The sequence below is a fragment of the Streptomyces sp. Y309 genome (assembly GCF_056712025.1).
Genome location: NZ_CM160048.1, coordinates 3,554,544 through 3,572,418 on the forward strand (window position 1 = coordinate 3,554,544; position 17,875 = coordinate 3,572,418).

13 protein-coding genes are annotated in these 17,875 nt (G+C 71.9%); 7 read left to right on the top strand and 6 right to left on the bottom strand.

Annotation, left to right across the window (positions count from 1 at the left end; all coding sequences use genetic code 11):
• The first annotated feature begins 47 nt into the window (after window positions 1-47).
• From AC0KTA_RS13735 to AC0KTA_RS13745, 3 genes are all read left to right on the top strand, one after another.
• Window positions 48-4,475 carry a glycosyl hydrolase family 18 protein gene (locus tag AC0KTA_RS13735; RefSeq protein WP_481055414.1) on the top strand — a complete coding sequence of 1,476 codons (4,428 nt, stop codon included), beginning with the start codon at window positions 48-50 and terminating at the stop codon, window positions 4,473-4,475.
• 353 nt (window positions 4,476-4,828) lie between these two features.
• Window positions 4,829-5,968: a ferredoxin reductase gene (locus tag AC0KTA_RS13740; RefSeq protein ID WP_481055415.1), complete on the top strand. Its 1,140-nt coding sequence runs from the start codon at window positions 4,829-4,831 to the stop codon at window positions 5,966-5,968.
• Between the two features lie 35 nt (window positions 5,969-6,003).
• Window positions 6,004-7,077, top strand: coding sequence for a fatty acid desaturase family protein (locus AC0KTA_RS13745; protein WP_481055416.1), 1,074 nt, complete (start codon window positions 6,004-6,006; stop codon window positions 7,075-7,077).
• Between the two features lie 134 nt (window positions 7,078-7,211).
• Here the strand turns inward: AC0KTA_RS13745 and hutH are convergent, their stop codons facing one another.
• From hutH to AC0KTA_RS13770, 5 genes are all read right to left on the bottom strand, one after another.
• Window positions 7,212-8,759: a histidine ammonia-lyase gene (hutH, locus tag AC0KTA_RS13750; protein WP_481056413.1), complete on the bottom strand. Its 1,548-nt coding sequence runs from the start codon at window positions 8,757-8,759 to the stop codon at window positions 7,212-7,214.
• A gap of 567 nt (window positions 8,760-9,326) precedes the next feature.
• Window positions 9,327-10,475 (bottom strand): GGDEF domain-containing protein, encoded by a 1,149-nt coding sequence (locus AC0KTA_RS13755; RefSeq protein WP_481055417.1) that lies wholly within the window; start codon window positions 10,473-10,475, stop codon window positions 9,327-9,329.
• 106 nt (window positions 10,476-10,581) lie between these two features.
• Window positions 10,582-11,376, bottom strand: a complete 795-nt coding sequence (locus tag AC0KTA_RS13760; RefSeq protein WP_481055418.1) for an enoyl-CoA hydratase/isomerase family protein — start codon at window positions 11,374-11,376, stop codon at window positions 10,582-10,584.
• A 74-nt stretch (window positions 11,377-11,450) separates the two neighbouring features.
• On the bottom strand, window positions 11,451-12,680 hold the full coding sequence (locus tag AC0KTA_RS13765) for an adenylate/guanylate cyclase domain-containing protein (protein ID WP_481055419.1): 1,230 nt from the start codon (window positions 12,678-12,680) through the stop codon (window positions 11,451-11,453).
• Between the two features lie 473 nt (window positions 12,681-13,153).
• On the bottom strand, window positions 13,154-14,125 hold the full coding sequence (locus tag AC0KTA_RS13770; protein ID WP_481055420.1) for a biotin--[acetyl-CoA-carboxylase] ligase: 972 nt from the start codon (window positions 14,123-14,125) through the stop codon (window positions 13,154-13,156).
• Window positions 14,126-14,252: 127 nt separating this feature from the next.
• On the opposite strand from AC0KTA_RS13770, the gene AC0KTA_RS13775 reads away from it, so the two are divergent.
• The 4 genes from AC0KTA_RS13775 (at window position 14,253) to AC0KTA_RS13790 (ending at window position 17,100) form a co-directional block, all read left to right on the top strand.
• Complete coding sequence (locus AC0KTA_RS13775; protein ID WP_481055421.1) at window positions 14,253-15,917, top strand: acyl-CoA carboxylase subunit beta; 1,665 nt, start codon at window positions 14,253-14,255, stop codon at window positions 15,915-15,917.
• A 100-nt stretch (window positions 15,918-16,017) separates the two neighbouring features.
• On the top strand, window positions 16,018-16,224 hold the full coding sequence (locus AC0KTA_RS13780) for an acyl-CoA carboxylase epsilon subunit (RefSeq protein ID WP_481055422.1): 207 nt from the start codon (window positions 16,018-16,020) through the stop codon (window positions 16,222-16,224).
• Between the two features lie 80 nt (window positions 16,225-16,304).
• Window positions 16,305-16,433, top strand: a complete 129-nt coding sequence (mmpB, locus tag AC0KTA_RS13785) for a morphogenic membrane protein MmpB (protein WP_481055423.1) — start codon at window positions 16,305-16,307, stop codon at window positions 16,431-16,433.
• A 61-nt stretch (window positions 16,434-16,494) separates the two neighbouring features.
• Window positions 16,495-17,100 carry a nucleoside triphosphate pyrophosphatase gene (locus AC0KTA_RS13790; RefSeq protein WP_481055424.1) on the top strand — a complete coding sequence of 202 codons (606 nt, stop codon included), beginning with the start codon at window positions 16,495-16,497 and terminating at the stop codon, window positions 17,098-17,100.
• On the opposite strand, the gene AC0KTA_RS13795 is transcribed toward AC0KTA_RS13790, so the two are convergent.
• A complete protein-coding gene (locus AC0KTA_RS13795; RefSeq protein WP_481055425.1) occupies window positions 17,078-17,527 on the bottom strand; it encodes a hypothetical protein in 450 nt (149 codons plus the stop codon). The genes AC0KTA_RS13790 and AC0KTA_RS13795 overlap by 23 nt on opposite strands.
• Between the last annotated feature and the right edge of the window lie 348 nt (window positions 17,528-17,875).

Sequence of the window (17,875 nt, forward strand, 5' to 3'; positions counted from 1 at the left end):
CGTACCTTCTCGGCTGATCAAGTCCCCGCAACACGCCGAGAGGGAACATGTCCCGCCTCAGACCTCCCCGCACCCGCGTCCCCATCCCCGCACTGGTCCTGGTCCTCCTGGCCGGGCTCCTCTCCGTCGGCGTCATCGGCGTGGCCGCGCCACCCGCCCGTGCCACCAATGCCGACCGGACGATCCTCACCTGGAACATGCAGGGCGGCGGGGACGCCGACGGCCCCGCCGCCAAGTGGCAGACGCTCCGCAACCTCATGCGGGACCACCGCATCGAGGTGGCAACGCTGCAGGAGTCCGGCGCCACCCCCGGCGGGGCCACGCTCCTGCGGAACATGGTCCCCGCCCTGACCACCAACGCCCGGCCCGAACCCGTCGGCCAGGTCGAGGAGTACCGGTGGGGCGGCACCGCCAGGCGACCGCAGTTCTATCTGTACCGGATCGACTGGGACGCCGGTGGGCACCGCGTCAACCAGGCGATCCTCATGGCCAGGCAGGCCGACGAGGTCCTGCTCGTGCCGCGCCGCGGCGACGGGCTGCGGCCCCTGCTCGGCGTCCGCATGGGCGGGGACCTCGTCTTCACGATCCACGCGGGCGCCAACAACGGCCCCGACGCGGCCGCACAGGTCAGGGACGCCTGGGACTACGCCCAGGCGCAGAACCTGAACCTCGTGGTGGCCGGGGACTTCAACCGGGTGCCGGAAGACCTCGCCGTCCCGGGCGGCCTGCACATGGAGAATCCGGGAGAGGCCACCCACAGAGGCGGCAGGGAGCTCGACTACATGGTCACCAACGAGGAGCGGATCGTCCCGTCCCTCGTTCGCCGCGTGGCGAACTCCGATCACGAGCCCGTCCTGTTCGCCACGCCCCTGCGTGCCGGCGCCGGGGAGATCCACACGCTCGCCCACCGCAACGACAGCCGGTACGTCCTCCCCGCAACGGTGAGCGACTATGGGTACCTGTACGAGGGCGACGACGCGAAGCCCGTCGCTCGGGCCTTCTTCATCGAACTGCCCATCCTCAAGGGCGCCGTACGGGCCCGCAGCGGCGAGGATGAGTACGCACTCCTGATGAACCTGGCTACCGGTCAGTGCCTGGGCCTCGACGCGGGCAACCGCAACAACTATCCGCAGATGACTAGCTGCCAGGACACCGACCCGCCCGAGCGCCTGCAGTGGCGCTTCGACGAGCTCGGAAACCTGTTCAACGCCTCGGACCGGATGATCTGGGACAGGGGGCACGCGGACACCGACCGCACCCTGCGCCTCGGCTCCCCGGGCGTGGAACAGCCGGGGAGCCCCTGGCGGCACTGCGTCTGGGAGCCCGACCCCGGTGCGAACGGCGAGCAGCTCCGCGCAGTGGGCTGCAGCGACGGCGCCGCCCCGGACCCCGTGCGGCTCGACACGAGCGTTCCCCCTGTGCAGGCCGCGGTCTCCACGGCGGACAAGGACGCGTACACGCAGTACCTCTTCCACGGCCCCAGCTACGCCCGCTTCGACCCGGCCACCGGGAAGACCGGCCCGGTCCAGGGCATCCACGACGCCTGGACGAGCCTCCAGCGCACCCAGTTCCAGCTCGGGTTCGACGCGGGCTTCGAAGCGGAGAAGTACGGGAAGCGGCAGCTCATCCTGTTCAGGGAAGACCAGTACGTGCGCGTCGAGATCCCCATGGGATCGTCCACGGACACGCTCGCCAAGGGGCCGCTGCCCATACGTGACGGCTTCCATCTGTTCCGTGGCACCCCGTTCGAGTACGGCATCGACGCGGCCGTCGGCCTCGGCGACAACAAGATCATGGTGTTCCGACGGGGCACGATGGGCGTGTTCCAGCTGGACATCGACGGCAACGGCGACAAGTGGATCGTGGACGAGACGCCGATCTCCTCCGGCCTTCCGGTCCTTGAGGGGACGGGCATGGAGAAGGGCATCGACACCGCCCTGGTGAGCGGAAAGCTGCAGAGCGGCGCCGACGACACCGACCTCCCGGCGGTCGAGCTGATCTCCGGAAACCGGGTTCTGACGCTGCGCGTCCACCCGGACCGCGTACAGGACAGCGAACTCGCCGCCGGACCCCAGGGGCTCACCCGGAAGTGGCCCGGCCTCAAGGACACGGTCTTCGACGACGGCTGGCTCGACGACCCGGGCCCGCCCGGCCGCACCCGCCTGCGCACCGGCCCCACCCCCACCACCGACCCCGAGCCCAACGGCCCGGGCCCCTGGTCCACCGACCCCGCCGACCAGCCCAAATGCCGCCCCGACGGCATGACGCCGACCGAGGGCGTGAACACCCCGTACTGCCGCATCTACGACGACAAGGGCCGCGAGCGCATGGGCGACCGCCACCCCCGCCGGGTCGTCGGCTACTTCACCGGCTGGCGCACCGGCAAGAACGGGCAGCCCATGTACCTGCCGAACAGCATCCCCTGGGGCCAGGTCAGCCACGTCAACTACGCCTTCGCGCACGTCGACGGCGGCAACCGCATCTCCGTCGGCGACACGAACGACCCCGACAACCCGGCCACCGGCATGACCTGGCCGGACGTCCCCGGCGCCGAGATGGACGACTCGCTCCCGTACAAGGGGAACTTCAACCTCCTGACCAAGTACAAGAAGAAGCACCCGCGCGTGAAGACGCTGATCTCCGTGGGCGGTTGGGCCGAGACCGGCGGGACGCTCAAGCCCGACGGCTCACGCGAGAAGACCGGCGGGCTCTACACGCTCACGACCCGCGAAGACGGCAGCGTCAATCAGCCCGCCATCGACACCTTCGCCGACTCCGTCGTCGACTTCCTGCGCACGTACGGATTCGACGGCGCCGATATCGACTACGAGTACCCGACGTCGTTGAAGGACGCCGGGAATCCGGAGGACTGGCCCGTCGCCAACGCCCGCCGCAAGGGCCTCAACGCGGGGAACACCGCCCTGATGAAGACCCTGCGCGAGAAGCTCGACGCGGCCTCCGCCGAGGACGGCACGTACTACCAGCTCACCGCCGCGGCCTCCTCCTCCGGCTATCTGCTGCGCGGCCAGGAGGACTTCCGGGCCCTGCAGTATCTGGACTTCGTCAACAGCATGTCGTACGACTTCCACGGCTCGTGGAACAGCTACGTCGGCCCGCAGTCGGCGCTCTACGACGACGGCAAGGACGCCGAACTGGCCGCCGCCGGTATCTACGACGACCAGAACGAGGACACCAAGGACTACAAGAAGGAGGGGTACTTCAACACCGACTGGTCCTATCACTACTTCCGGGGCGCGATGCAGGCCGGGCGCATCAACCTGGGCGTGCCGTACTACACGCGCGGCTGGAAGAACGTGAACGGCGGTACGGGCAACGGCCTTTGGGGCAAGTCGGAGCTGCCCGACCAGGGCGACTGCCCCGACGGCACCGGCCCCAACGGCAGCAAGACCCCCTGCGGCTCCGGTGCCTCCGGCATCGACAACCTCTGGCACGACCAGACGGCCGCCGGGGACGAACTCGCCGCCGGGTCCAACCCCATGTGGCACGCCAAGAACCTCGAACGCGGGGTCACCGGCGGCTACTTGGGACAGTTCGGGGTCGACCCCGACGCGCCCGCCAACCGTGTCGACGGCTACACCCGCCACTGGGACGACACCCTCAAGGCCTCCTGGCTCTGGAACGGCGACAAGAAGGTGTTCCTGTCCACACAGGACGAGCAGGACATCACCGCCAAGGCCGACTACATCAAGGACAAGGGCGCGGGCGGCGCGATGATCTGGGAGCTGGCCGGGGACTACCAGTGTCCCGAAGGCGGCGGCGAGGACCAGTGCGTGCCCGGTTACACCATGACCAAGCAGCTCGACGAATCCCTGCGGGGCGCCGAGCCCTACGGCTCCACGCGCGCCGGAAAGACGGAGCTGCCCAGCCAAGTCCTCGATATGGACGTCGAGTTCGCCGACTACCCCGCTGACGAGCTGTGGCCGCTGCAGCCCAAGCTGCGCATCACCAACCACAGCGACAAGGTCATCGCCGGGGGCGCGAAGGTCTCCTTCGACCTGCCGACGTCCGCGCCGCCCGTCGTCAAGGACGGCAACTGGCAGAAGTACGAGGGGGTCGAGCCCGGCCATACCGGGCCCAACATCGGCGGTCTGAAAGGCGAGTTCCACCGGGTCACCATCACCCTGGAGGACTGCCAGGAGATCCCGGCGGGCCGCAGCATGGACGTCCCCGTGAAGTACTACCTGCCCGCCACCGGCCCGGTGAACGTCACCCTCACCACCGAGGGCGAGACGTTCGGCGTCACGGGCGACCGGCGCCACGGCACGGAGACCGTCGACCCGCCCGAGGCGTCGGCCTCCTGCGAGGCGCCGGAGTGGGACCGGGACGCCGATCACTACAACAAGGGAGACGTCGTCACCCACAACAGCCGCCGCTGGCTCGCGCAGTACTGGGCCAACAAGGGCGACGAGCCCGGCGTCGCGCCCGTATGGCGTGACATCAGCCCGACGGACTGAGGACCGGACTCCCCCTGCCGGGCACGGGTTTCGCGCGGCCACCGGCCGCCGTGAAATCCGGGCCCGGGCGGGTGGGGTCGGCGGCGCCCCGCACCCCGCCGACCCCACCGACTCGGCCAACTCCGCGCCGACCGCCCCCGTGTTACGCGCCAGTATCCCCGCAGCGCAGCACGCCGCGCGGCCGCCGACCCCCCGTGCGCGGGCCCGCGGGCGCGTGGCGGGATCTCCGCCCGCGTTCTCCCCACCGCCGCCGCGGTGTGTCTACGGTGACGGAGTCGGGCCGACCCCCTCGTACCCCGAGGGCTCAACACGCGTGTGCCTCCCACCACTTGGGCAACGAGAGGACTTCGCGTATGCCGCCGCACCCGGCCGCCCTCAGCGGGCTGTTACCCGGCTTGCCCGAGCGCCTCGCCCGGCAACTCATCACCCCGCTCCTGCGCGCGGCCGCCCCGCTGACCAGCCCGCTGGCCCCGGACGACTATCTCGGCCTGCTCGACCCCCTGCTCGACGCCCGCCACCCGGCGGGCCGCGTCACGGCGCTCCGGGCGGAGACCGACGACGCCACGACGCTGCTCATCCGGCCAGGACGCGGCTGGGCGGGGCACCTGGCAGGGCAGTACCTGCCCGTCGGCGTGGAGCTCGACGGCTCCTGGCACTGGCGTACGTACTCCCTCACCTCGCCGCCCGAGCGACGCGACGGGCTCCTGACGATCACCGTCAAGGCCGTTCCCGGCGGCCGGGTCTCCCCGTACCTGGCGCACCGCGTACGGCCCGGCACGGTGCTCCGCCTCGGCCCGGCCCAAGGCGAGTTCACACTGCCGCCCGCGCCGCGCCCACGCATGCTGATGATCACGGCGGGCAGCGGCCTCACCCCGGTGATGGGACTGCTGCGTACGCTGCTGGACCGCCGCGACGCCTGCGGCCAGCCCGACGTGGTGCTGCTGCACAGCGCGCCCGACGCCGCCGCCTCGATCTTCCGTACCGAACTGCGGCTCGCGCGGGAGCGGTTGGCGTGGCTGCGCTACCACGAACACCACACGCGGACCGCCGGTCGCCTCACCCCGAAGGACTTCGAGCGGCTCTGTCCGGACTGGCGCGAGCGCGAGACCTGGGCCTGCGGTCCGGCGCCCCTCCTCGACGCGATCGAGGAGCACTGGGCGAGGGCGGGGCTCACGGACCGGCTGCGCGTCGAGCGCTTCCGCCTCACCCCCTTCACACCGGCCGCCGCCACCGCCGTCGGCGGCCCCCTCCGCTTCACCCGCTCCGGCGCCGAGACCACGACCGACGGTTCCGAACCGCTCCTTGAGGCCGGGGAGCGCGCGGGGGTGGCGATGCCGTACGGCTGCCGGCGCGGCATCTGCTTCGGCTGCCTCGCCCCGCTGGCGTACGGCAGGGTCCGTGATCTGCGGACCGGCGACATCCACGACGAGCCCGGCCGGCTGCTCCAGACCTGTGTGACGGCGGCGGTCGGCCCGACGGCACTCGACCTCTGAGCAGCACCACATCCGTACTCCGGCCAAGGAGGACCATGGTGACCACGACGCCCACGGCACCCCAGCTGTCCCCGTCCCAGATCGAGGACCTCGGCAAGGAACTCGACGAACTGCGCGCCGAGATCACCGCCGCGCGCGGCCACGAGGACGCCCGCTACATCCGGACGGTGATCGCCACCCAGCGCGGCCTGGAGGCCGGCGGGCGCCTGGCCCTCGCCGTGTCGATCCTGCCGCCCGCCTGGCTGGCGGGCACGGCCATGCTCACCACCGCCAAGATCCTGGAGAACATGGAGCTCGGCCACAACATCCTGCACGGCCAGTGGGACTGGCTGGGCGACCCGGCCATCCACTCCACCACCTGGGAGTGGGACGCCATCGGTCCCGTGGACGCCTGGAAGCACTCCCACAACCTGCTGCACCACACCTGGACCAACGTCCTCGGCCGTGACCGCGACTTCGGGTACACGGTCTCGCGCCTGAGCCCCGACCAGCCCTGGTACCCCTTCCACCTCCTGCAGCCGCTCTACAACGCCCTGGCCATCCCGTTCTTCGACTTCGGCGTCGCGGTGTACGACATGGAGCCGGACGGGGTCGTCTCCGGCCGCAAAAGCCTGCGCGGCCTCCTGCGCGACGCCGCCGCCCTGACGCGGAAGGCGACCCGCCAGCTCGCCAAGGACTACGTCTTCTTCCCGCTGCTCGCCGGGCCCTCGGCGCTGCCCTGTCTCCTCGGCAACCTCACCGCGAACACCGCACGCAACATCTGGACGCACACCGTCATCTTCTGCGGCCACTTCCCCGACGGAGTGCGGACCTTCACCGAGGAGGAAGTGGCGGACGAGACGCGGGGCCAGTGGTATCTGCGGCAGATCCAGGGCTCGGCCAACATCGAGGGCAGCACCCTCTTCCACGTGCTCAGCGGCAACCTCAGCCACCAGATCGAGCACCATGTCTTCCCCGACCTGCCCAGCAACCGCTACGCGCAGATCGCTCCCCGCGTGCGGGACCTGTGCGAGCGCTACGGCATTCCCTACGTCACCGGGCCACTGACCCGGCAGTACGCCTCCATGTGGGCCCGCATCCTGCGCCACGCGCTCCCGAACAGGGCATGACGGCACCCCGGCGACCGGCCGCCGCCGGGCGTCACCGGGCGGGCGACGGCCCGGCTCCGGACGAACCGGAGCCGGAGCCGGAGCCGCGCGGGTGACTGCCTGGAGCAGCCGATGGGTGACTTCCGGAGCAGTCGCTAGGCCAGCGGCCCGGTGACCGGCTCCACCGCCGCGACGAGGCGCCCCTCGCGTACGAAGGTGTCGGCGGCCGCGAGGTCGGGGGCGAGGTAGCGGTCGGGGCCGGGGCCCTCGACGCCCGCCTTGCGGACCGCCTCGATGACGGCGCGGCTCGCGGGGGCCGGGGTCAGGGCGTTGTCCTGGGAGCGCAGCTCGATCGCGCGGGTGGCGGCGTACAGCTCGACGGCGATGATCCGGCCCAGGTTGGCCACCGCCGTACGCAGCTTGCGCGCGGCCGACCAGCCCATGGAGACGTGGTCCTCCTGCATCGCGGAGGAGGGGATGGAGTCGGCGGAGGCAGGCACGGCGAGCCGCTTCATCTCGCTCACCAGCGCCGCCTGCGTGTACTGGGCGATCATCAGGCCCGAGTCGACGCCCGCGTCGTCCGCGAGGAAGGGCGGCAGGCCGTGCGACCGGTTCTTGTCGAGGAGCCGGTCGGTGCGGCGCTCGGCGATGGAGCCGAGGTCGGCGGCGGCGATGGCCAGGAAGTCCAGTACGTACGCCACGGGGGCGCCGTGGAAGTTGCCGTTCGACTCGACGCGGCCGTCGGGCAGCACGACGGGGTTGTCGACGGCGGAGGCGAGTTCGCGCTCGGCGACGGTGCGGGCGTGCGCGAGGGTGTCCCGGCCCGCGCCCGCGACCTGCGGGGCGCAGCGCACCGAGTACGCGTCCTGCACGCGCGGCGCGTCGTCCTGGTGATGGCCCGTCAGGCCCGAACCGGCAAGCACCGCCAGCATGTTGGCGGCGGAGGCGGCCTGGCCCGGGTGCGGGCGGATGGCGTGCAGCTCCGGGGCGAGCACCTTGGCGGTGCCGAGCAGCGCCTCCAGGCTGAGCGCGGCGGTGACGTCGGCGGACTTGTAGAGGGTTTCGAGGTCGGCGAGGGCCATGACCAGCATGCCGAGCATGCCGTCGGTGCCGTTGAGGAGGGCGAGGCCCTCCTTCTCGCGGAGTTCGACGGGGGTGATGCCGTGCTCGGCGAGCAGTTCGCCGGCGGGGCGGGTGGTGCCGTCGGGGCCCTCGGCGTCCCCCTCGCCCATCAGCGTCAGCGCGCAGTGGCTGAGCGGGGCGAGGTCTCCGGAGCAGCCGAGGGAGCCGTACTCGTGGACGACCGGGGTGATGCCCGCGTTCAGTACGTCCGCCATGGTCTGCGCGACCTCGGGGCGTACGCCGGTGTGGCCCGAGCAGACCGTCTTCAGGCGCAGGAACATCAGCGCGCGCACGACCTCGCGCTCCACGCGCGGGCCCATGCCGGCCGCGTGCGACCGCACGATGTTCCGCTGGAGCTGAGCTCGCAGATCCTGCCCGATGTGCCGGGTGGCGAGGGCGCCGAAGCCGGTGCTGACGCCGTAGACGGGGTCCGGCTTGGCCGCGAGCGCGTCCACGATCTCGCGGGCCGCGGCGAGGGCGGTGACGGCTTCCTCGCCGAGTTCGACGCGTGCGTTGTGGCGTGCGACGGCTACGACGTCCTCTGCGGTTGTGCCGGTGGTTCCCAGCACCACGGTCTGCATATCCATATTCAGGGAGCCTACGCACTGAATCGCCTCGTGTCACGAGTCCGTCTGCTCCCCTGTTTCCGGGCGCCGCTCCGCGGCGAAACTCTCCCACCCGCCCACCCGTTTCCAGCACACCGGCAGCTCCGGGCCGGAACAGTGGCCACCGCCCACCTGCCGTCCACGCAGTCCGGACTTCCGGTGCCGGGACAGGCCGTCCGGCGACGACGGGTGGGTGGGTGCACAGCAGGACACCTCCCTGCTGTGGACGCCTGACCGCCACCACGGGCCCCCGCTGCGCGCACCTCGGCCGACGGCCCCCGTCAGGCCGCTCCTGCTGTGGGCGCTGGGCCCCAGATCCCGGCTCCCGGTTCCCGTCACCTGCTGTGGGCAGCTGGGCCGACGCCCCCCTCCCGCTCCTGCTGTGGGCAGCTGGGCCGCCAGGGGCGGCACGGGTGGGCACAGCCCAGGCCGACGGTGCCGGTATATGGAGGGAGCACAGCCCCAGGCCGACGGTGCCGGAATGCGGAGGGGGGCACCGCCCACGCCAACGGGGCCGTTACGCCCGGGGCCACCACGGTCCCCCTACCCCCCGCGGAAGCGCCGCCGCTCCCCCGCCCCCGCCGGGCGGGCCGAGTCGGCGAGGCGGAGGACCGGGTCGTCGACGCCCTCGCGCCCGGCCACCACGGGCCCCCGCGCCCGCGCGGCCTTGGCCCGGTACTGCGCCGCGTCCGCAAGCCGGAACAACCGCCGCGCGGACCGCACCGCACCGATCGGATCCCCCGTGGACGCCACACCGCAGGCGACCCCGTCGCCGATCTCCAACTCCCCCGCCCGCAGGCACAGTTCCTCGGCGACCCGCACCACCTCGTCCGACGAGGGCCCCACCGAAAGCAGACAGAACTCGTCGCCGCCGAGCCGCGCCGCCAGCGCCCCCGGCAGCATCGCCCCGCACAGCGAGAGCACCGACCCGAACCGCTCCAGAAGCCGGTCGCCCACCGCGTGCCCGAGGCTGTCGTTGACCCGCTTGAGCCCGTTGACGTCGCACACGACGAGGCTCACCACCACCCCCTCGGCCCGGTGCCGCTCCACGGCCTCGTCGAGCCGCTGATCGACCGCGCGCCGGTTGGCGAGCCCGGTCAGGGAGTCCGTGAAGGCGAGCCGCCGCGCCTCCTCGAGCCGCTCGGTCTGGGCGATACCGGCGGCGACCACGGAGACGAGCACCGAAGCGAAGTCCGCGTCCTCCCGCCCGAAGCCGCGCTCCCCCGCCGCCCGCGCCACATACAGCTCGCCCCACGCCCGCCCGTGCAGCACGATCGGCGCGACCACACAGCACCCGCGCCCGCGCCGCCGCAGCGCGGCCACCCGCTGATGGCAGTAGCCCGCACGGGCCCCGTCGCCGGGCCCGGGCCCGGCCGCCGTCTCGACCCAGGCGTGCGGCTCCCCGCCCCCGGCCCACCGCTCGTGCAGAAACTCGGTGATCTCCGGGAACTGGTGCACGGGGTAGGCCTCGTTCTCGGGGAACTCCTCCTCCCCGGCGGCGCGTTCACCGACGTTGGCGAGCACCCGCAGCCGCCCGCGCTCGCGCTCCCACACGGACAGCGCGGCGAAGCTCCCGCCCAGGGCGGTCATCGCGCCCTGGGCGGCGGCCCGCCAGGCCTCGCGCGGGGTGTGCGCGGCGGCCATGCCCTGCGCCAGGGCCACGACGGCGCGCAGCCGGACGTCCTCACCCATTGCTCCAGGTTACGGACATTTCACGCAACGCGAGCTCCAGCGGTCCAAAAGCCCGTGGTCACGGCCCTCCCGCGGCCGCCCGCACCGCTCCCGCCCCCGGGACCGGCTACTCCCCGGGCCACTCCGGCTTCCGCTTCTCGTTGAACGCGGCGACGCCCTCCGCCCGGTCCCCGGAGAAGGCCACCGACCGCCAGGCCGCGTCCTCGACCTCGAGGCCCGCGCGCAGGTCGAGCCCGTGGCCGAGCCGCAGCGCGCGCTTGGCGGCGCGCAGCCCGACGGGCGAGTTCCCGGCCATGCGCGCGGCGAGCGCGAGAGCCTCATCCCGATCCTCACCGACTCCCGCCACCACATCCACGAGGCCCAACTCCTTGGCCTCGGCGGCCTCCACGCGCCGCGCGGAGAAGATCAGCTCGGCAGCCCGCGCGGCCCCGACCCGGCGCGGCAGCAACTGCGTACCGCCGCCCCCGGGAATGACCCCGACGGAAACCTCCGGCAGCCCGACGACAGCCGTCGGATCGGCGACGATGACGTCGCAGGACAAGGCGAGCTCGAACCCGCCCCCCAGCGCGAAGCCGTGCACGGCGGCGATGGTGGGCATCGGCAGTTCGAGCACACCGGTGTACGCGGCCCGCGCCACGGGCCGCTGCCGCACCAACTCGGCGTCCGTGAAGGAGTTCCGCTCCTTGAGGTCGGCGCCCACGCAGAAGGCCCGCTCGTGCGTGGAGCTGAGTACGACCACGCGTACGTCACGGTCCTCGGCGAGCGCGGCGCAGGCCTCGCCGATCGACCGGGCCATGGCGCTGGACACGGCGTTCATGGCCTTGGGCCGGTCCAGCGCGAGCTCGGCCACGTACCCGTGCCGCCGCACCTCCACGAAGTCCCCGAACCGACGCTCGCCCATGACCCCTCCATCTCCGGTTAACGACCGTTACCCGGCGATCATGTCAGCCGCGCGGGCCGATGGGTACCCGCCGCTCAGCCGCGGCGAGCGAGCAGCCAGGGTTCGACGATGCCGAGCCCGCGGACGGGCCGCTGCCACATGGGCTGCAGGGCGAAGCGGTACGCGGGCGGCTCCTCGCCCTCCTTCTCGGCCTTCTCGGCCAGGGCGGCGGCCTCGGTCTCGGAGGCGGGCGCGTCGCCGGTCCTGACGAGTTCCTCCGCAAGCGCACCGTCCACGAGCACGGCGTCACGGGGCGCTATCGAGGTGAGCCGGGACGCCAGATTCACCGTCGTACCGAACACATCGCCCATACGCGTGGTGACGGTCCCGAAGGCGATGCCGACGCGCAGCTCGGGCATGGTCTCGTCGTTGGCCATGGTTTCAATGAGCCGCAGCGCGATTTCCGCGGCGGTCCCGGCATCGTCGGCGGCGTACAGAACCTCATCACCGAGCGTCTTGATGAGCCGCCCACCGTGCGCGGCCACGAGATCCGCCGCAGTGGTCTCGAACGCCTCGACCAACTCGCCGAGTTCCTCTTCCTCCATGCGTCGCGTGAGCCGCGTAAATCCGACGAGATCGGCGAACCCGACGGCGAGCCGCCGATCCACCATCTCTTCATCATCGGCGGCCTGAACGACCCGCCCCGTGGCCGCGGCGAGCTGCCGCCGCCACACATACACAAGAAATTCCTCGAGCTCCGGCAGCAACAGCTCGACCAGCGGATACGTCACTTCCGTACGGGTCATGCCCGGCTCCGGGGGCTCGGTCAGCCCCTCCAGGAACGAGTCGATCTGCCATTCGGCCAGCCGGGCGGTGGTCTGCCCCGTCGAACGGGCCACCTGCACCGCCATGGCCTCGCTGAGCAGCCCCGCCTCCACGAGACCGGCGAGCCGCCGCAGGGCGAGCACGTCCGCCTCCGTCAGAGCCTTGGCCTGGCCGATGTCCGGGAAGCCCATGGCGCGCCAGAAGCGCGAGGCCAGTTCCATGGAGACGCCGGCGCTGCGGGCCGCCTGGAACGGCGTGTAGCGCCGGTCCGCCCCGAGAATCAACTGCTCCAGCCGCAGGGCGAGCGGATTGCTGTCCTCGCCGAGCTCGGGCTCATCGGGCTTCTCGGACCCCGCTTCCGCGGGGCCGGGGGCGCCGGTCCCCGCAGGACGGGAGTCACCCCCTTCCGCAGGGCGGAGGTCACCCGCTTCCGCGGGGCGGGGGTCACCGTCGGGGGCGGGGTGTGCGCCCTGGCCGGAGCCGGTGTCGTCGACGGTCACGCCTGCTGCCCTTCCGATCTGCCGCGGTCAGATATCGACCGGCGCCAACTTTACGGCAGGTGTGCCGCAGCTCACTCCCAACGTGCCCCTGGACCGCGCGCCACCCCTCCCCACACCTTGAACACCCCGCCGACCTGGGCACCTCTCCACACCCACATATCGGCCCTGTCGGCCTGGGGCTGCCTTTAAGGGTCGGGAGCCGCCCTGCGGCACGACTGCCCACAGCGGTGGACGGACAGGCAGGAGTCACCCCCACCGGGGGAGAGCCGCCGACGGACCGCAGGGGACGTGGCGGTATGTCCGCGCGCAGCTCGCCCGGCCACGCCGTCCGTACCGACAACGTTTCCGGCGCCCCAGGCGCGAGCACGGACATACCGCCGCGGCCCCGCCCCACAACCGGACAAAAGGCGAACCACCCACCGGGGGACGGGCAAAAGCCAAGGCAGCACCCCCCACCGGACAGGGGGAAACCCTCACCCCCCAGCCGGCCGCAAGTGCACCACATCCCCCGCGCCCACAGGCTCCCGCACCCCGTCCTCCGTAGCCAGGACCAGCCGCCCGTCACCGTCCACGGCCACCGCCTCCCCCGTGACGGACCGCCCCCCGGGCAACTCCGCCCGCACCACCCGCCCCAACGTCGCGCACCCCGCCGCGTAAGCCTCCTGAAGCCGCGCCGCCCCCGGATCCCCCCCGGCGGCCCGCCACGCCCCGTACCACCGCTCCAGCTCCCGCAGCACGGCCCGCAGCACCGGATCCCGGTCCGTACTCACCGCCCCGGCCAGCGCCAGCGACCCCGCCCCGGGCACCGGCAGCTCGTCGGCGCGCAGCGTGACGTTGATGCCGATGCCGACGACGACACCGCCCCCGCCGACGGACCCGGCGCGCTCGGCGAGGATGCCCCCGGCCTTGCGCTCCTCGTCGCCGACGGTGACCAGGAGGTCGTTGGGCCACTTCAGGGCGGTGTCGACACCGGCGGTACGGGAGATGCCGGCGGCGACGGCGACACCGGTGAGCAGCGGCAGCCACCCCCACCGTTCAACGGGCACGCCGTCCGGCTTGAGCAGGACGGAGAAGAAGAGCCCGGAGCGCGCGGGCGCGCTCCAGCGCCGGTCGAGCCGCCCGCGCCCGGCGCTCTGCCGCTCGGCGACGAGGACGGCCCCCTCGGGCAGCTCGTCCGCGCGGGCCGCGAGGTCGGTATTGGTGGAGCCGGTGTCGGGGACGACGTCGAGGGAGGTCCACAGGGACCCCTCGCGGACGAGGGCGCGACGCAGGGCGCCGGCGTCGAGAGGCGGCCGGTCGAGGTCGGACCACCGGCTGGGAACGTCGCTAGACCCGGAAGACGAACCGGAAGACGAACCGGGAGACGAACCGGGCGACGAACCGGGGGACGAACCCGAAGACGAATCGGGCGACGAGTCGGGCGATGAGTCATTGGACGGCGTCATGCAAGCCACCCTAGGTGTGGTAAACGCCGCACTGCACAGGCGTATCCACGCCGATACGCTACGAGTCAGTAGCCAGCAGCCGTGAGCCGTCACCGTCCCCTCTGAGCAGGCAGGGAGCCGCGCCCCGATGTCCGAGCCGCAAGTGCCCAACGAGCAGTCAGCGCAGCCCTCGCAGCCCCAGCCGTCACAGACGCAGCCGGAGCCACAGGCCGCCGGGATCGACATCCACACGACGGCGGGAAAGCTGGCGGACCTGCAGCGCCGTATCGACGAGGCGAAGCACGCGGGCAGCGCCCGGGCCGTCGAGAAGCAGCACGCGAAGGGCAAGCTGACCGCGAGGGAGCGGGTCGAACTGCTCCTGGACGAGGGTTCGTTCGTGGAGCTGGACGAGTTCGCGAGGCACCGCTCGACGAACTTCGGCCTGGAGCAGAACCGCCCGTACGGAGACGGCGTCGTCACCGGCTACGGCACGGTGGACGGCCGCCCCGTGGCGGTGTTCTCGCAGGACTTCACCGTGTTCGGCGGCGCCCTCGGCGAGGTCTTCGGCCAGAAGACCGTGAAGGTGATGGACTTCGCGCTCAAGACAGGCTGCCCCGTCGTCGGCATCAACGACTCGGGAGGCGCCCGCATCCAGGAGGGCGTCATGGCCCTCGGGATGTACGGGGAGATCTTCCGCCGCAACACCCACGCGTCCGGTGTGATCCCCCAGATCAGCCTGGTCGTCGGCCCGTGCGCGGGAGGCGCCGTCTACTCCCCCGCGATCACGGACTTCACGGTGATGGTGGACCAGACGTCGCACATGTTCATCACGGGCCCGGACGTCATCAAGACGGTCACGGGCGAGGACGTCGGCTTCGAGGAACTGGGCGGCGCGCGCACGCACAACGCGACGTCCGGCGTGGCCCACCACATGGCGGGCGACGAGAAGGACGCGATCGAGTACGTCAAGTCGCTCCTCTCCTACCTCCCGTCGAACAACCTGAGCGAGCCCCCGGCGTTCCCGGAGGAGGCGGACATCGAACCGACCGCCGAGGACCGCGACCTGGACACGCTCGTACCGGACAGCGCGAACCAGCCGTACGACATGCACACGGTGATCGAGCACGTCCTGGACGACACGGAGTTCTTCGAGACGCAGCCGCTGTTCGCGCCGAACATCATCACCGGCTTCGGCCGGGTCGAGGGCCACCCCGTGGGCATCGTGGCGAACCAGCCGATGCAGTTCGCGGGCTGCCTGGACATCGACGCGTCCGAGAAGGCGGCGCGCTTCGTGCGCACCTGCGACGCGTTCAACGTGCCGGTGATCACGTTCGTGGACGTGCCGGGCTTCCTGCCGGGCGTGGACCAGGAGCACACCGGGATCATCCGCCGCGGCGCGAAGCTGATCTACGCCTACGCCGAGGCGACGGTGCCGCTCATCACGGTCATCACGCGCAAGGCGTTCGGCGGAGCGTACGACGTGATGGGCTCCAAGCACCTGGGCGCCGACCTCAACCTCGCCTGGCCGACGGCGCAGATCGCCGTGATGGGCGCGCAGGGCGCGGTGAACATCCTGCACCGCCGCACGATCGCCGCGGCCGGCGAGCCGGAGGCCCAGGAGGCCACGCGCGCACGGCTGATCCAGGAGTACGAGGACACGCTCCTGAACCCGTACACCGCGGCGGAGCGCGGTTACATCGACGCGGTGATCCTGCCGTCGGAGACGCGCTCGCACCTGGTGCGGGGCCTGCGTCAGCTCCGTACGAAGAGGGAATCGCTGCCGCCGAAGAAGCACGGAAACATCCCGCTGTAATAACCACCCGACAAAACACCCAAGCCCCCACCAACACAAAGCTCCCACCGCAACCACCCCCAAAGCTCCCCACCCTCCCCCGCCCCCGAGGAGCCACTTCGTGATCAAGGTCGTACGAGGCAATCCGACCCCCGAGGAGCTGGCCGCCGCCCTGGCGGTGGTCCAGGCGCGCGCCGCGGCGGCCGCGAACGCGCCGTCCGGCGCGCCCCGGCTCCCGGACGCCTGGGCCGACCCGGCACGGGTGGCCCGCGAGCGGATGCCCGCACCGGGCCCGGCGGCGTGGGGCCGCACGTACTGGCCGGGCTGAGCCGCACGGGAAGGAGCCGCGCCGGAAGTTGAGTACGCGTACTCAGGCGCGCGCTCCGGGGCGACCGCACCATCGAAGGCATGCTGTGGTCCGACCCGGAGAACGACCCGCCCAAGGACATGCGGGACATGCAGGCGAAGATGCGCCGTGCGGGAGTCCTGCTGGCCTTGGCGATGGTGGTCGCGATGCTGATCCTGGGCGTGATCTGAGGCCCGACGGCCTCCCCGCACCTGTTGAGCTCCCGGCAGGGCCCGCAGCTACCCTGACCGCATGAGTGATCAGCGCCGCCTAGTCCTGGCCTCCCAGTCCCCCGCCCGCCTGGGCCTGCTGCGGCAGGCGGGCCTCGCCCCCGAGGTGATCGTCAGCGGCGTGGACGAGGACGCCGTGACCGCGCCGACCCCCGCCGAACTGGCCAAGGCCCTCGCGGAGGCGAAGGCGTCGGTGGTGGCGGCCCGCCCGGACGCCAAGGGCGCCCTGGTCGTCGGCTGCGACTCGGTCCTGGAGCTGGACGGCCGGGCGCTCGGCAAGCCCGCGGACGCGGAGGAGGCGACGGCCCGCTGGAAGGACATGCGGGGCCGCGCGGGCGTCCTGCAGACCGGGCACTGTGTGTACGACACACTGACCGGCCGGCACGCGGCGGCGACGGCGTCGACGGTGGTGCGCTTCGGCGAGCCGTCGGACGCGGAGATCGCCGCGTACGTGGCGAGCGGCGAACCGCTGCACGTGGCGGGCGCGTTCACCCTGGACGGCCGTTCGGCACCGTTCATCGAGGGCATCGACGGCGATCACGGCAACGTCATCGGCCTCTCGCTGCCGATGCTGCGCCGCCTCCTCGCGGAACTGGGCGTCGGGATCACGGAGTTGTGGGCGAGCTAGAGACGCCCCGCACGCCCGACCCGACGTCCGCGGCCTCCTGCTTGTCGTACGCCATCAGCGTCAACACGATGAGCCCGAGCACCACCATCATGAAGAGGAACGCGGCCCAGCCCACCAGGCCGACGGCGAACGCGCCGAGCAGGCCGTGCACGACGGCGGCGCTGATCAGCAGGATCTTCCCGAAGCGGCCGGGGGTCCGGTCGCGGACGGCGGTGCGGGCCAGGACGAGGCCGCACAGCGCGAGATAGAGCCCGAAGAGCCCGCCCGCGACCCACGCGCCGACGCTCATCGCGCGCGGGTCGAGCCCGGCCATCGACATGTCCTGCTTGTCGACGACGAGGCCGAGGAACCAGTTGAGAAGCGCGATACCGACCGCCTCCACCCAGAGCACGACCGCGCCCACCCACGCCACTGGTCTGCGCGCCACGGCGTCCACCCACTCTCTACCGGCTGCTGTTACCCCTAGTACGTACGAGACATCGGGCACGCTACTAACGGGTAAAGCGCGGGACAAGGGCCGTACCGAAGGCAAAGAATCATTGGGCCATTCGTAGGGACTCCACAAAGAATGGCCGCTTGCCGCAGCGCGGCCTCACAGAGACCTTGACCACATCGGAGGGCTACGCTGCCGAGGAGGGACCCTGCGTACCGCGGTGCGACAAGGGATTTCGGGGAACGAGTCGACCTCGGATCACGCTCCGTGTGGGCAAGCTCACCAGTGGGGACGGGTCGTAAGCCCGTGTCGGCAGTCCCTAAACTCGGCTTGTTTCAAGGA

Bases quoted from the DNA above. Each gene is read 5' to 3' on its own strand.
- AC0KTA_RS13735 (WP_481055414.1), top strand. From the start codon at position 48: ATGTCCCGCCTCAGACCTCCCCGCACCCGCGTCCCCATCCCCGCACTG.
- AC0KTA_RS13740 (WP_481055415.1), top strand. From the start codon at position 4,829: ATGCCGCCGCACCCGGCCGCCCTCAGCGGGCTGTTACCCGGCTTGCCC.
- AC0KTA_RS13745 (WP_481055416.1), top strand. From the start codon at position 6,004: ATGGTGACCACGACGCCCACGGCACCCCAGCTGTCCCCGTCCCAGATC.
- hutH (WP_481056413.1), bottom strand. From the start codon at position 8,759: ATGCAGACCGTGGTGCTGGGAACCACCGGCACAACCGCAGAGGACGTC.
- AC0KTA_RS13755 (WP_481055417.1), bottom strand. From the start codon at position 10,475: ATGGGTGAGGACGTCCGGCTGCGCGCCGTCGTGGCCCTGGCGCAGGGC.
- AC0KTA_RS13760 (WP_481055418.1), bottom strand. From the start codon at position 11,376: ATGGGCGAGCGTCGGTTCGGGGACTTCGTGGAGGTGCGGCGGCACGGG.
- AC0KTA_RS13770 (WP_481055420.1), bottom strand. From the start codon at position 14,125: ATGACGCCGTCCAATGACTCATCGCCCGACTCGTCGCCCGATTCGTCT.
- AC0KTA_RS13775 (WP_481055421.1), top strand. From the start codon at position 14,253: ATGTCCGAGCCGCAAGTGCCCAACGAGCAGTCAGCGCAGCCCTCGCAG.
- mmpB (WP_481055423.1), top strand. From the start codon at position 16,305: ATGCTGTGGTCCGACCCGGAGAACGACCCGCCCAAGGACATGCGGGAC.
- AC0KTA_RS13790 (WP_481055424.1), top strand. From the start codon at position 16,495: ATGAGTGATCAGCGCCGCCTAGTCCTGGCCTCCCAGTCCCCCGCCCGC.